The 13,990-nt window shown below is 46.5% G+C and carries 15 protein-coding genes; 1 reads left to right on the top strand and 14 read right to left on the bottom strand.

The genetic code is table 11. From position 1 onward, the window contains the following. From abc-f to GCU39_RS05375, 3 genes are all read right to left on the bottom strand, one after another. Positions 1-1,935, bottom strand: a complete 1,935-nt coding sequence (gene abc-f / locus GCU39_RS05380; RefSeq protein WP_227793448.1) for a ribosomal protection-like ABC-F family protein — start codon at positions 1,933-1,935, stop codon at positions 1-3. Positions 1,936-2,065: 130 nt separating this feature from the next. Next, the gene (locus tag GCU39_RS31350; protein ID WP_193726774.1) at positions 2,066-2,224 is read right to left on the bottom strand and encodes a hypothetical protein; all 159 of its coding nucleotides are present in this window, start codon (positions 2,222-2,224) and stop codon (positions 2,066-2,068) included. Between the two features lie 31 nt (positions 2,225-2,255). Then, positions 2,256-3,173: a LysR family transcriptional regulator gene (locus GCU39_RS05375; protein WP_152392564.1), complete on the bottom strand. Its 918-nt coding sequence runs from the start codon at positions 3,171-3,173 to the stop codon at positions 2,256-2,258. A gap of 173 nt (positions 3,174-3,346) precedes the next feature. Here GCU39_RS05375 and thrC point away from each other — a divergent pair, with 173 nt between their 5' ends. Further along, on the top strand, positions 3,347-4,573 hold the full coding sequence (gene thrC, locus GCU39_RS05370; RefSeq protein ID WP_321575625.1) for a threonine synthase: 1,227 nt from the start codon (positions 3,347-3,349) through the stop codon (positions 4,571-4,573). Between the two features lie 47 nt (positions 4,574-4,620). Here thrC and GCU39_RS05365 read toward each other — a convergent pair whose 3' ends face one another. The 11 genes from GCU39_RS05365 to GCU39_RS05315 all read right to left on the bottom strand — a co-directional run bounded on the left by GCU39_RS05365 (position 4,621) and on the right by GCU39_RS05315 (position 13,974). After that, positions 4,621-5,253 carry a copper resistance CopC family protein gene (locus tag GCU39_RS05365; RefSeq protein WP_152392562.1) on the bottom strand — a complete coding sequence of 211 codons (633 nt, stop codon included), beginning with the start codon at positions 5,251-5,253 and terminating at the stop codon, positions 4,621-4,623. Positions 5,254-5,361: 108 nt separating this feature from the next. Beyond that, complete coding sequence (locus tag GCU39_RS05360; RefSeq protein ID WP_152392561.1) at positions 5,362-5,868, bottom strand: GNAT family N-acetyltransferase; 507 nt, start codon at positions 5,866-5,868, stop codon at positions 5,362-5,364. Further along, entirely contained in the window at positions 5,865-6,302 is a 438-nt protein-coding gene (locus tag GCU39_RS05355) for a hypothetical protein (protein ID WP_193726773.1), read from the bottom strand. Before GCU39_RS05355 ends, GCU39_RS05360 begins: the two co-directional genes overlap by 4 nt. 38 nt (positions 6,303-6,340) lie before the next feature. Continuing rightward, positions 6,341-6,520, bottom strand: coding sequence for a hypothetical protein (locus tag GCU39_RS05350; protein WP_152392559.1), 180 nt, complete (start codon positions 6,518-6,520; stop codon positions 6,341-6,343). Between the two features lie 179 nt (positions 6,521-6,699). Beyond that, the gene (locus GCU39_RS05345) at positions 6,700-8,151 is read right to left on the bottom strand and encodes a nicotinate phosphoribosyltransferase (RefSeq protein WP_152392558.1); all 1,452 of its coding nucleotides are present in this window, start codon (positions 8,149-8,151) and stop codon (positions 6,700-6,702) included. Between the two features lie 30 nt (positions 8,152-8,181). After that, positions 8,182-8,715: a cysteine hydrolase family protein gene (locus GCU39_RS05340; protein WP_152392557.1), complete on the bottom strand. Its 534-nt coding sequence runs from the start codon at positions 8,713-8,715 to the stop codon at positions 8,182-8,184. Between the two features lie 21 nt (positions 8,716-8,736). Continuing rightward, positions 8,737-9,507: an NUDIX domain-containing protein gene (locus tag GCU39_RS05335; protein ID WP_152392556.1), complete on the bottom strand. Its 771-nt coding sequence runs from the start codon at positions 9,505-9,507 to the stop codon at positions 8,737-8,739. 144 nt (positions 9,508-9,651) lie between these two features. After that, the gene (locus GCU39_RS05330) at positions 9,652-10,584 is read right to left on the bottom strand and encodes an SPFH domain-containing protein (protein ID WP_152392555.1); all 933 of its coding nucleotides are present in this window, start codon (positions 10,582-10,584) and stop codon (positions 9,652-9,654) included. Position 10,585: 1 nt separating this feature from the next. After that, positions 10,586-11,023: an NfeD family protein gene (locus GCU39_RS05325; protein ID WP_152392554.1), complete on the bottom strand. Its 438-nt coding sequence runs from the start codon at positions 11,021-11,023 to the stop codon at positions 10,586-10,588. Between the two features lie 162 nt (positions 11,024-11,185). Next, on the bottom strand, positions 11,186-12,904 hold the full coding sequence (locus tag GCU39_RS05320; protein WP_152392553.1) for a putative 2-aminoethylphosphonate ABC transporter permease subunit: 1,719 nt from the start codon (positions 12,902-12,904) through the stop codon (positions 11,186-11,188). An 11-nt stretch (positions 12,905-12,915) separates the two neighbouring features. Next, on the bottom strand, positions 12,916-13,974 hold the full coding sequence (locus GCU39_RS05315; RefSeq protein ID WP_152392552.1) for an ATP-binding cassette domain-containing protein: 1,059 nt from the start codon (positions 13,972-13,974) through the stop codon (positions 12,916-12,918). Positions 13,975-13,990: the final 16 nt, after the last annotated feature.

Below are 13,990 nucleotides of genomic sequence, written 5' to 3'. Positions count from 1 at the left end.
TTATTTCCCTACCTCTCCATTCAACTCTTCCATCGCAAGCCAAGCCTCATATAATTCGCTTAGTTCTTGCTCCACTACCGTGTGCTCTGCGTATAACCGCGAGAGCTCCGCAGTATCTGTTTGATATTCCTCGTTCTGTAAAGCGAGTTCCAGGTTACATCGGTCTATCTCCTTTAGCGCAATTTGTTGTTCGAGTTGAACCTTACGCCGTTCTGTCTTCCTAATCTCTGATTCGGTTGTGGCGTTACGTTCTCGGATGGGAGCATTCACCCGTTTTGTTTCGGGCTGTACCTGTACAGCCTTCTCCTTCTCTAATTGCTCCTTATATGCATCAAAATTACCAATGTAGCGCGCCACCTTCTGATTACGCAGCGCCCATATATGTTCGGCAATTCGATTCACAAAATAACGGTCATGCGAGATGGTGAGCACCGATCCCCGGAACTCTTCGAGCATCTCCTCTAATGCTTCTCTCGAAGCGATGTCCAGATGGTTCGTTGGCTCATCGAGCACCAAAAAATTCGGCGTGCGCTGCATAATTAGTGCAAGCTTCAGCCGCGTCCATTCTCCACCGGATAGACTCATGACGGATTTGAAGACGGATGCCCCATAGAATAAGTATCTGGCTAACAGACCTCGCGCTTCGCCTTCTTCTAGCCCTAGTTCATGACGGAAATATTCAAGCACCGTCACATTCTTCTCGGGCGGTTCATCTTGTGCAAGATAGCCGATCTCCACGCGAGAGCCTACTCGAATCTCCCCATGATCCGGTTGCTCTAATCCGAGAATGAGCTTGAGCAGTGTACTCTTGCCAGCTCCATTGCCGCCGATTATCGCGACACGATCACGATAAGTGAGAGTCAATGAGATGTCCGTGAATAGCTGACGTTGATCGTAACCTTTCGATACCTCTTTCAGACTCAGCACATCTTTGCCTGATCGATCCGCATCATTCGGCTGAAAATCAACTTTCTTGCGTTCCAGCACTGGACGCTTAATTTTATCCATCCGGTCTAATGCCTTCTGGATCGATGCTGCTTTCTTGAAAAACTTCTCATTACCTCCGATATTACCCCACTCGATATACCGTTTGATCGCTTCTTTCATTTGCTTAATTCGTTTCTGTTGGTCTTTGTAATCAGCGAATTGTTGCAGAAGATTTTGCTGCTTCTCTTTATGATAATCGGAGTAGTTCGTCAAATATGTCGTCGCTTCTCCGTCTTCAATCTCAATAATTTTGGTTACGACCCGATCCAGAAAATACCGATCATGCGATGCAATGAGGCAAGTTCCTTCGTAGGCGATGATATATTGTTCCAACCATTCCACCGCGTCCAGATCCAAATGGTTCGTTGGCTCATCGAGCAGCAAGAAATCAGGACGTTCGATAAGCAGCTTCGCAAGTCCGACTTTCGTCTTCTCTCCACCCGAGAGATCTATAAATTTGCGATCGAAGCTCTCCGCCGGGATTCCTAATCCGTTCGCAACTTGCGCGATGCGAATCTCGATCTCATATCCGCCAGCGCGTTCGAACGCTTCTTGTAGTTCTGCGTATCGCCGAAGCAGCAACTCCATTTTACGCTCATCAGCCGCCACTGCCTGTTCACTCATCTCAGCTTCAAGCTCGTGTAACTTAGATTGCAGCTGTATTGCTTCCTGGAAGCTCTGAAGGAGAACCTCATAGATTGTGCTCTCTGGGTTTACCACTTGTATCTGCGTTAAGTATCCGATCTTCGTTCCGCGAGGGATTGCAATCGTGCCTCGATCCGGTGTATCTGTGCCGGCTAGCAGCTGCAACAGCGTTGATTTCCCTGCCCCATTCTGTCCGACAAGTCCTACTTTCTCTCCGGCATTAAATTCAAACGTTATGTTAGACAGCACTTGCGTAGCGCCGTAAAATTTCTCAATTTGATGACAAGTAAACATGTTAATCATTTCCTCCTGGGCTTTAACGAACATCACGTTCGTACTCGTAATGGTGGTACACACATCACGATTCCGCCTCCGAGGCAACAAAAAAAGGGCCGTAGGGAGGAGTCCCTACAGCCCTTTAGCTATTCGTCCGCTAAGGTAAAGGCAGGAATCGTTCCGCGTGAGTATACTCGCTATGTGCAAAAATGGACAGACCTGTAGCGTGAATAGCCTCAACAAATGCGAAGCCAGCTGTTTGTACCATCATTACGTTCTTCTTCATGTTCATATCCACTCGATCGTTGTACATCATCCTGCCTACACCTCCTTTTCTTAAAGTAGTATTACCATAACACACCATATTTGAATTTTGCAAGCACATTTTCATTTTTCAGACGAGAAATTAGATTTCTTGCCGTGACAGGACTCGCTTCATTGGCTCTCGTGTATATTGAAATCGGGTTACCAGCTTCAATCTCGGGTACCTTCACTTGCGCAAGTCGTCCTCGCTCAATCTCTTCTCGCACTTCGAGTGATGAGACGAACATCGCCCCGCATCCAGCCATAACAGCACGAATGGATTCTTGGGATCCGTTCATTTCAACAGCAATCGTCGGCGGCGTTACATGATACATCTGACAGTAAGTCAGCAGTCTCTCCCGCATCCCGCTCCCTTGCTCACGCATGACAAAGGGCTCTCGCATCATTTGTGCGAAGGAAACCTCTGCTCCAGCCATAGGATGTCCTTGGGGAACGACGAACCAACAAGCATCTTCGAACCAATCTTCTCGATGCAATGCTGGATCATCCAGCTGCTCACCCCCGATAAACGCGATATCCACCTCATATTCGCGAAGCATGGCAATCGCATCCCTCGAATTCACCGTCGATATTCGAATGTCCACATCCAGGTACTCCTGCTTATACGATGCGATCAGGTGCGGCAGTAGAAAATTAGCTGGCAGATACGTCGCTGCCACACGAAGCACTCCACGTCTTCCATGCCGATACGATGTGACTTGGAGCTCAATATCCTCTTCCATCGCAAACAACTGTGACGCACGATCTGCCAGCATCCGCCCCACTTCGGTGAGTGTGATTCCTCGTCCCTGCGGTGACAATAGCTCGACCTCTAGCTCACGTTCAAGTTTGCGAATTTGTGCTGTTACAGCTGGCTGGCTAATACAGAGCCGATCAGCAGCACGTGTGACACTGCCTACCTCAGCTACGGTATGGAAAATACGTAATGCATGTAGATTCATGATGACCTCCCTTTTTATTCATAAATGGAATTTATGATTTCTTCACTTATATATATTTGTGTGATCATTTATCAAGAATTATTGTATAGCTATACACACAAGGAAGCAACCAACAATGAAGGTTTGCAAAGGAGAAGATCGAGATGAGGATGATCTGTTCTGAATGCAGAGAGATGAATCAAGCGACAAATCTGTCATCGCCATGCGCTTGCGGTGGCTTAATGGAAGTTCAACAAGACTTTAGGCATTTGGATGCCGATGCATTAAAAATGCGATTCGAACAACGTTTAGCAGACCGAATGTCGGTCTACGCAAGTGGCGTATGGCGATACCAGGAACTGATTGCACCATGGATTGAAGAAGAGTTCATTGTAACAAAATTGGAAGGAAACACCCCGCTCTATACGGCGAATGATCGTCTACAGAGCTATGCCGGAGTGGAACGGCTGCAATTCAAAGCCCAGAATCATAACCCAAGCGGTTCATTTAAGGACAATGGGATGACGATAGCTGTCTCTCATGGAATATCCATGGGTTACCGACATTTTGCCTGCGCCTCCACAGGGAATACGTCCTCCTCGCTAGCCATGTATGCCTCGTGGGCTGGAGCGAACAGCCACGTCTTCGTTCCTAGCCATGCCGTCTCCATGAACAAGGTGATTCAGACGCTGGCTTACGGATCAAATGTCTATACGTTTGACGGGACATATGATGACGGGATTCGATATTTAGAACAAGAAGCTGATGCTCTCGGTTATTATGTATGCAATTCTGTGAATCCCCTGCGAATCGAAGGTCAGAAGAGTATCATCTTCGAGATGGCCCACCAATTACAGTGGCATATGCCGGATTGGATTCTCGTGCCGGGTGGTGCACTCAGCAATGCTACCGCGCTTGGGAAAGGGCTCTTTGACCTATTCAACGTAGGTTTAATTAATCGTCTACCACGGATTGCAGTTATACAAGCAGAAGGTGCTAGTCCTTTTCACCAATACGTACAACGCCAACATGCAGGGACAACATCAAAGGAATTTGAACCTGTTCCATCACCTTCTACCATTGCTTCAGCCCTGAATATTGGGAATCCGCCGAGCTGGCGCAAAGCTTACCGCTATCTGACTCAGCTGCAAGGCGTAACGGCCGCCGTCAGTGATGAAGAGATCATGCAGGCGAAAAAGATCATCGATGCCTCGGGATTAGGCTGCGAACCCGCTTCCGCCGTCACGATGGCGGGACTTCGCCAACTCATCGATCAGCAAGTCATTGATCGCAGTGAGCATGTGGTCTGTATTCTGACCGGTCACCTGTTGAAGGATACAGACGCTATAGCGCAAAGTCATACTTCAACACTTCGAAAGCTAGACGACTTATATCAACACCGCGCTGCGATCTCATCGTGAACAAAAAAGACACATTCTGTCACAACGACGAATGTGTCTTTTCAATTCTATTTGCGATTCTTTCTCTTATTCAGGAAGAAGATTGCGAGTAAGATGATCACCACGACTCCAATACCGACTGGTAACCAGACGTTAGAGGTGGATGTTTCTTCTACTGCCTTGCTCTCCTCCTTCGTAGGTTCTGTAACCGAAGTATCGGAGGATGTCGATTGATCCTCTCCTGTATCCGTCACAACTTGTTCAGACTGTTCGTCTGCTGGCTTCGTCTCCTGTGTCTTAGTATCTTCTGGCTTTGCTGCATTCTCCTCTTGCTTCGCAGCTTCAGGCAACTTCACGGTGAACGAATAAGACTTCTTCACCACATGACCGTCCTCACCGAGAATTTTCCAATTCACCGTATATTCGCCATTCGGCAGCGCTTCTGGCAATGTTCCAATCATAGATTTATCATGAACAGAAATTTTTAAAGACTCAACTTTCTTCTTGGACGCATCGAGAATCTCGAAGGAACTTAGTTCACCAATGGTCGTCTTGAAGTTGAGCGTAATTTCTTTCAATTCCGTCGTTACGATCTCTTTACTGCTAGGAGAAGAATCTTTTAACCCCGTATGGGCAAAAATCGTCGTTGGGAAGATCAAGGTAAAGATGAGTGCTATGCAAAATATCATTGACTTTTTCATTCCTGATACTCCTTCAAGCTAATTTATGAACCCCGAACATTATATCAGACTGTTCTTCGGATTCATATGACTCGAAGGGGCTATTGACTTCAACTGAACTAGTCTACATCATGGTTTTTTCTCATACAAATTCGCACGCCAACCATTATCCCAGTGAAATACCCTTACAAATTCGTAGCCACAGGACTGATAATATTGATTGAGCCTAGGATTGTCCGTCATGCAATCCAGTCGAACCACGTGCTTGCCTTGACTTCGGATGTAATCTTCAGCCCATTGTAGTAATTGACGACCAATGGCTAATCCCACATGACGTCTACTGACCGCAAATCGATGGATATAACCTGCATCATCATGGTCCAGCTCCTTCCAAATGAACGCATCCGACCAACAGATCATGCAGGTGCCTACTACTTCATCCCTCCACCTTGCGAGAAACAACTCGTATCCCTGCTCAAAGCAGTCCCGCACTTGATCGATTTTGAAATGACTCGGATTCCATTGGTCGATGCCTTTGGATTGAAGCCATCTCGCAGAGCCGATCCATAGATCAAAGATGGTCTCACACTCATCGATTGTGGCCTTGCGAATCTCGAGATTCATCTTGGGAATCATAACGTCACCTCAGAGGTTACATCACTTCTGACATTTTTCGTTCGCTGCTTCATTTGCTTGATGAGAACATAAATGATTACGATTGGCACGAAGTTAATCCCTATAAGCGTAATCGGATAACCAGATTGAATAAAGAAGTTAAACTCACTAAATAAGCCAAACTTTGCATTAAACGCTGTATTTAAACCATGCATCCATTGGATTGTGAATTGAGATCCAGCGATAAAAGTATAGGCAACCCCTTGAACTACAAACTGAGGAAATTGAATCGCTTGAACGATTAAAGATAAGTAATAGCCGCTCTTCTTATCTTGTAAGAGCAGGTATCCAGCGAGACACGACATAAGAAATAACGCAACAAAGATCGAGAAAATCATCGTCAGGACGAGATTATTGAGCAAGTTTATACGCAACAAAAGCCCAAATGTTATCATGATCCCAACGATCCCGCCAACCATTTCATACCAACCTATTATTTTCCGAAAGATTCCTGCCCTATTTTCATGACGCGCCTCACCCTCAAGTTGAATCGAACCATTGCGATATTGTAATGCACAGGAATAGCAGCGGCCCGGATATTCTGCATCATGGCATTTGTCACAGAGATGAAGATGACATTGATGACATTGAACCGATGCCTCACTTTCAGCATGATAAAAACAATTCACGAGAACGATCCTTTCTACCTTCAGAAATGTAATACGCTCTCAATTTTATCTGAATGGGAAATATTGGTCCATAGAAAAATAGAAAAGGGTTCCCTATATTTATTATGAAAAATACCACCCTCTCGTCGTCACAACGAGTAGGTGGTATTTTGGTGACACCGAATTAATTCAATTCCTGCATATGCTCCTCAAGCAGCTTCCGTTTCATCTCCCACGTGGCTAGACTTAAATCTACATGATAGACATGCGGGTTCATCTTCCGTAGATACTGAGGCCAGAATAGCTGAAGCTGATCTTTATGATATGCACGAATCTCTCCCAGACTCGGCAACTCATAAACCTGTTCACCTGCCACGAAGATTGGCGTTAACATCACCTGCGTCTCATAATCCTGAACATGACGATGCAGATAAGGATGCAATGGATCAAATAGCTTAATCCGCGCCCCTTGTTGTACTTCATCTTCTTCACTTAAACAGATGTAATCTGCAAGCGCTTTGCCGCGATTCGGGTCAATGATGCGATAGACATCCTTTTTACCCGGGGTTGTCACTTTCTCCGGATTCCCGGAAATTTTGATTGTCGGATGGTATTCACCATCACGCTCTAGCGCTACAATTTTGTATACGCCACCGAGCGCCGGCTGGTCAGCTGCTGTAATCAGCTGTGTCCCGACTCCCCAAATGTCGACTTTCGCGCCTTGCGCTTTCAGATCCGAAATCGTGTTCTCATCCAGATCATTCGACGCGACGATTTTAACCTCGGTTAATCCCGCTTCATCGAGCATCTCCCGTGCATGAATCGAAAGATAGGCAATATCGCCGCTATCCAGTCGAATGGATTGCAGTCGTTTTCCCTTTTGCGCTAATTTCTTCCCGAGTTCGATCGCATGTGGAACGCCGCTTTTCAGCGTATCATACGTATCCACGAGCAGACTGACTTGATTTGGCAGCGCCTGCGCAAATTTCTCGAACGCTTCTTCTTCGGTATCGAAGCTCTGAACCCACGCGTGGGCATGCGTTCCTTTGGTGGGAATGCCGAATTGTTGCCCTGCGAGCATGTTCGAAGTTGCGTCGAATCCGCCAATAAATGCTGCGCGCGCCCCCCATACGGCAGCGTCTGCTTCTTGCGCTCTCCGCGTTCCGAATTCCAGCAAGATGTCTTTGCCGACGACTTGTCGAATTCTTGCGGCCTTCGTCGCAATCAACGTCTGGAAGTTCATGAAATTCAGCATTGCCGTCTCGATTAATTGTGCTTCGAACAATCGAGCTTCGACGCGAATAAGCGGTTCATTCGGAAATACGAGCGTCCCTTCTTTGACAGCATGCAAGTTGCCTGTGAACCGCAGCTGACGAAGTTCCTCCAAGAATCGCGGGTCATACTGCTCTTCTTGTTCAGCCAAGTATTGAATCGCATCTTCATCGAAGTGAAGTTGTTTAATATAATCAACGATTCGTTCCAGTCCTGCAAATACGGCAAAACCATTGCCAAAAGGAAGCTTACGGAAGTATGCATCGAATACGGCCATTTGGTTATGTGTGCCGTTCACCCAATGGGCGTACATCATATTAATTTGGTATTTATCGGTATGCAGAGCCATCGCTTCAGCGTTCATATTCTGTTCATCTCCTCATGTGCACGTTGCTCATACGACCTGTGCTCCTAAAGTGTTAGCAAAATGTCCTAACGCCCATTCATGACCTTGTGCATTAAAGCTCGCAACGGCGTCTTGATGGACGATGATTCGAAATCCTTTATTGTAAGCATCAACTGCGGTATGCAAGACGCAAATATCTGTACATACACCGACCAGATGGAGCTCTTCGATGCCTCTTGTACGTAATTGAAGCTCTAAATCCGTACCGCAGAAGGCGCTATAGCGCGTTTTATCCATCCAATAGATCTCATCTTGCCGCGATTGATACAAAGCTTGCAGACCGCCGTATAAATGACGACCTTCCGTGCCCCGTATGTTATGGGGCGGGAACAGTTTGTGTTCCGGATGGTTCACATCCTGTTCATCATGTAAATCTACGGCCATCACGACGAAATCTCCTCGATCAGCGAACTCTTCGGTGAGGGATAGAATTCGAGGTTCAATCGCGACGGCAGGCTCCCCTACGGGTAATTGTCCATTCACAAAATCAATCGTATAATCAATGACAATCAGTGCTTCCATACTTCATCACTCCTCTTGGCATTATGTATAGATCGACACTTCCGGTACATAATCTGTGAATCGATATAACTGTGCAGGCCGCTGAGAATATTGATTCGAATACAGCTTTTCGCCTGATTCATCACATGCGACTTGAATAATTCCTTTGCGACTCTGCGTGGAAGTTATTTTGCGAATAAAATTCGTCTCCTTGAAATCCGGTACAACAGTCTGAATCACTTGATACAGCTCGCTCAATGTAAACAATTCAGGCAAAAATTCCTTCGCGATCGTCGTTACGAGCATCTGTTGTTGAATTTTGCGGTACGCATCTGCTATAATTTCACGGTGGTCAAAAGCTAACTCCAACTCGTTCAACGCTTCCGATACCGTGAATAATTTCACATCTTCGGCGTCGTCCTCAGCTTTACGCTTCTCAAGCCACTTCTCATTGACGAGTGCGAAGAACGCATGGGAGATCATCCATCCCCGTGGATCGCGCCCTGGCTTACTGTAGACATTTAAGTAATCCAAATGGACGTCCGCTACGCCGGTCTCTTCCATCAATTCGCGCCGTGCCGTGTCAAATAAAGTCTCGGATTCGCGGCCAAAGCCGCCGGGTAAAGCCCAGCTTCCTGCAAATGGCCAACGCTTGCGCCGGATAAGTAATACCATCAATTCTCGATAGGGCAATGACTTCTTGGCTGTCTGCTTCTCTGTCCGTGTAATCGTAAATATCACGATATCTGCCGGAGCACCATCTGGTGTCCGATATTTCCCCACATTATATGGCTGGTTCTGTGTCGAATCCATCGATCTCGCCCCGATTTATTATTGTATTTTTGATATTATTATTATGACATATTAAAATCATTTGTCAATCATTCGTTCTATTGTATCACAAAAAAAATAAGCCTCGCATATTCGCTTAGCTTATCTTTCTTCGATTTCCAGCTTCTATTCGGATTTCTTCGCTCGGAACACCTCACCGATTGCACCGATACTGCCGAGACTCTCCACAGCACTTGTTGGGATGAACACTTTATTCGCCGTTCCATTCGCAACGTCTGTGAGCGCTTCGAACGAGCGGTAGGCAAGGATGTTCTCATTCAGGCCCGATGAAGCAATCAGCTCAATCCTTGTCTTTTCCGCTTCCGCCACGGCTTGGATCGCTTTGGCACGACCCTGTGCTTCGAGTTCTTGCGCCTGTCTTAAGCCTTCTGCTTCGCGTATGCGCGCTTCTTTATCCCCTTCGGCCTTTAAGATCTTACTCTGCTTATCCCCTTCAGCACGAAGAATCATATCCTGCTTCGCAGCTTCAGCCTCTAGCACGATCGCGCGTTTATTCCGCTCCGCCTTCATCTGCTTATCCATTGACTCTTGAATATCGAGCGGCGGCTTAATGTCAATCACTTCAACACGTTCAATGCGGACGCCCCACTTTTCCGTCGCTTCATCAAGCGCAATACGGATTTCTGTCGATATTTTCTCCCGGCCTGATAACGTCTCATCGAGCTCCAGCTTCCCTATAATTTGACGCATGGTCGCTGTTGTAATATTGCGTACACCATAGACATAATCAGAAATACCGTATGTCGCATGCTCAGGTCCAACCACTTGGTAGAAAATAATGGTGTCGATCTGCACCTGCACATTGTCCTTCGTGATGACCGTCTGCGGCGGAACATTCGCTTGTTGAATACGTAAATCGTGATACGTCCGAACATGATCGATAATCGGAATGAGGATATTGATCCCTGGTGTTAGTAATCGGTTGAATTTACCAAGTCGTTCCACGACACCCACACGCTGCTGCGGCACAATCTTTACTGTAAGTGCGATAAAGACAACGACGACCACCAGGATAACAACGGTAATGATCCACTCCATATTACGAATCGCCTCCCCAAGGTTCAACTTCTAGAATAGTACTGCTTCGGCGCAGCACTCTAACTTCTGCATCCCGCTTCAGCGTCGCGCTCGCGGTTGCGCTCCAGTATTCACTATCCACTCTGACAATCCCCATCTGACCGTGCTCAATTGGCTCCGTCACGATTCCTTTCTTCCCTATCAATTGATCCACAGCATCTTGAAAACCACGAGATTTGCGAAGTTTGTGGGTCAGAGGCTTCGTGAAGATTGTAAGTAGAACAGCGACCGCAGCAGCAACAATGACTTGAAATAATAGCGATGATTCTGGCACGACCAATGCAACAACCAGACCAGCCAGCGCACCGATCGCGAGCCATAACATGTAAAACGTGAAAGACATCATTTCAGCAATAAGCAATATCCCTGCGATGATCAACCAGACAACCCACACATCCATCTCCTGTCCACTCCCTTCTGTCATTCTTCAATATATACGTCGCTGCATGGCAAAATATCATGATTCACAAAAGATACTTAGAGAAATTTGCTAATAAACGCAAAAAAGACATTCAAACCCCTTTCGGTCTGAATGCCTTTTCTCAAAAATGAATCCTTGTTGTTATTGAAGCTTCATTGCACCAAGATCTTGCTTATCATTCGTTCTGGATTGCCACTTCGCAGCACGCTTGCGCATCGCTGATGTTGCCCATTCATAGAGAATGCGGACGAGTACACTTGTTGCGACGAGCAAAATGGACATGGCAGAGGCTGGAGCAATATCGCCCGCATCATCCATATTGACAATCATCACAGAAGCTAGCTTGAGATCCGGCGCATACAGGAAGACAACAGCCGAAATCGTCACCATGGAGTTGATAAAGAAATAAATGCCCATTTCCATCATGGCTGGCAGCGTAATTGGAATCGTGACCCGGAATAAGGTGCGATAGAATGGAACACCCATCGAATCCGATGCCTTCTCAAACTCGGAATCCAGTTTCTTGAGCGCTGTTGTCGCCGTAATAAAGGAAACGGAGAAGAAATGGACAATGTTGACGAGCACAAGAATCCAGATGGTCCCATACATGCCGTGCAATGGGTTCGCTCGGTCATTAAAGAAGAAGATGTATGCAAGACCCAACACTAACCCTGGAAGGGCTAATGGAAGTATCGCGAGAAAATAACTGATCTGACGGACAAATTTCCAGTGATTAATTTTCTCTACCGCATAAGCCGTGATATACGTAACAAATGTTCCGATTACCGCTGTCAAAATCGCCACTTTGATACTGTTCCAGAATGGTTCCAACCCGGTTCCTCCTGCAACTTTCGTAAAATCAAAATGGTCTAATGTGAGCGATAGGTTATAAGGCCAGAGCTTCGCAAAAGCGCCAAATATTACTGTAAGCAATAAGACAAGTATCGCGCCTGAGATGACCGCGCAATAAATAGTGTAGAACCGATCTCTCCATACACGAGACTCCAACCGATAAGGAACGGACTTCGCGCTAACTGCATTCTTCTGCTTACGATCTAAGTACCGATCGACAATAAACGCTAAACATGCCGGCACGATGAGGACAAGTCCGACCGTCGCACCCATGGTCATGTTCTGTTGACCAATGACATACTTGTACATATCCGTCGCAAGCACATTATATTGTCCGCCTACAATCTTCGGTGCGCCGAAATCGGTAAAGGCAAGTGTGAAGCACACGAAAAAGGCACTGATGAGTCCGTACTTCGTTCCCGGCAACGTGACCGTCCAGAACTTACGCATTGGGTTCGCGCCGAGCATTTCCGCCGCTTCATATAGACGATAATCTGACATCGATAAGGCAACGACAAGAATCAAAAAGGTTTGTGGGAACGTATATACCACTTCCGAGATGATGATTCCGACCGATCCATAGAGATGAATATCGATGCCAAAAGGCAAATGCCCGAAAAATCCTGTTGTGATAAACCCTTGATTCCCGAACATAAAGGTGAGCGCGAGTCCGAAGAACATCGAAGGGGCAAATAACGGCAGCATCGCAGCATACCGGAAAAATGTCTTCCCCCTCATCGGTGTACGCACAATGCCATACGCATAAATAAACGCCAGCCCAACCGAAATCACAGTACTGATGATAGAGACATACATCGTATGCCCAAGCGATTCAAGCAGTGCGGGAGATTTCATATAATTGAGCAGGTTCGAGACACCAATCCATTGCCCTTGCTCGTTCATAAAAGCTTTCTCAAATAAACTGCCTAGCGGAAGCAGAATACTACATCCAAGTATAATCGCGATTAGAAGTAATAACAGTCGTTGTAAATTCTCATTCCACTTCACGTTGAATCCTCCTACACATGCGCCAATAACGGGCTCTCAGGCTGGAACGTTATGATGCGCTCTTTTGGAAGACTAAAAGGAATAATCTGCTCTTTGGTTAATTGAAGACCCTTAGACTGTTCTGTAGAGATATCGATCATCACAAAGCGTGGGTTAGCATGTCTTTGATCATCCATCCATTGCAACGTGACACGGTAGAACGATCCACGAAATTCGATATTATGAATTTTGCCATATTGCATGTCTCCGCCTTCATCGTGCGCGAATGCACCAAGGTGAATATGTTCCGGACGTATCGCTGAGGATTGTTGATCTTGCGAGTGAAGATCGCGTTTCAAATCATCCCCCATGAAGTTGATTGCACCGATAAAATCAGCAACAAACGGACTATTCGGCCGCTCGTATACTTCCTGCGGCGTTCCGATCTGCACAATCTCCGCATTGTTCATGACTACAATCTTGTCTGCCATCGTGAGCGCTTCTTCTTGATCGTGTGTAACCATGATCGTTGTCATGCCGCATTTCTCGTGCAGATTACGGATCTCCCGACGGAGCTTATCGCGCACCTTCGCATCGAGTGCTGATAACGGTTCATCCAGCAGCAGCACATCCGGAGCCATTGCAAGCGCACGTGCAAGTGCAATCCGCTGCTGTTGACCGCCGGAGCATTGTCCCGGATAATGACCCGCGAGCGCAGTTAGATTCACGAGGTCAAGAACTTCCTCTACCCGCTTCTTAACTTCTGCCCGTGATAACTTCTTCGTGTACAAGCCATAAGCGATATTCTCATAAGCGGTTAGGTTCGGGAACAGCGCATAGGATTGGAACATCATCGCAAAATTGCGCTGTCCTGCCGGCATCCGGGTAATATCTTTTCCTGCGAGTGTAATGGACCCTCTCGTCGCAGTCTCGAGCCCTGCAATAATCCGCAGCAGCGTCGTCTTACCGCATCCGCTAGGTCCAAGCAGACATACAAATTCATGACTATTAATATGCAAATCAATGCCTTTCAGCGAAGTAAATGATCCAAATTTTTTATGGATTTGTGCGAGTTGTAAATAAGGTTGCATCGTGTATCCTCCATAA

Origin of the sequence: Paenibacillus guangzhouensis (assembly GCF_009363075.1) — a bacterium.
Taxonomy (GTDB): Bacteria; Bacillota; Bacilli; order Paenibacillales; family Paenibacillaceae; genus Paenibacillus_K; species Paenibacillus_K guangzhouensis.
This window is presented reverse-complemented; position numbering and strand designations above follow the sequence as displayed.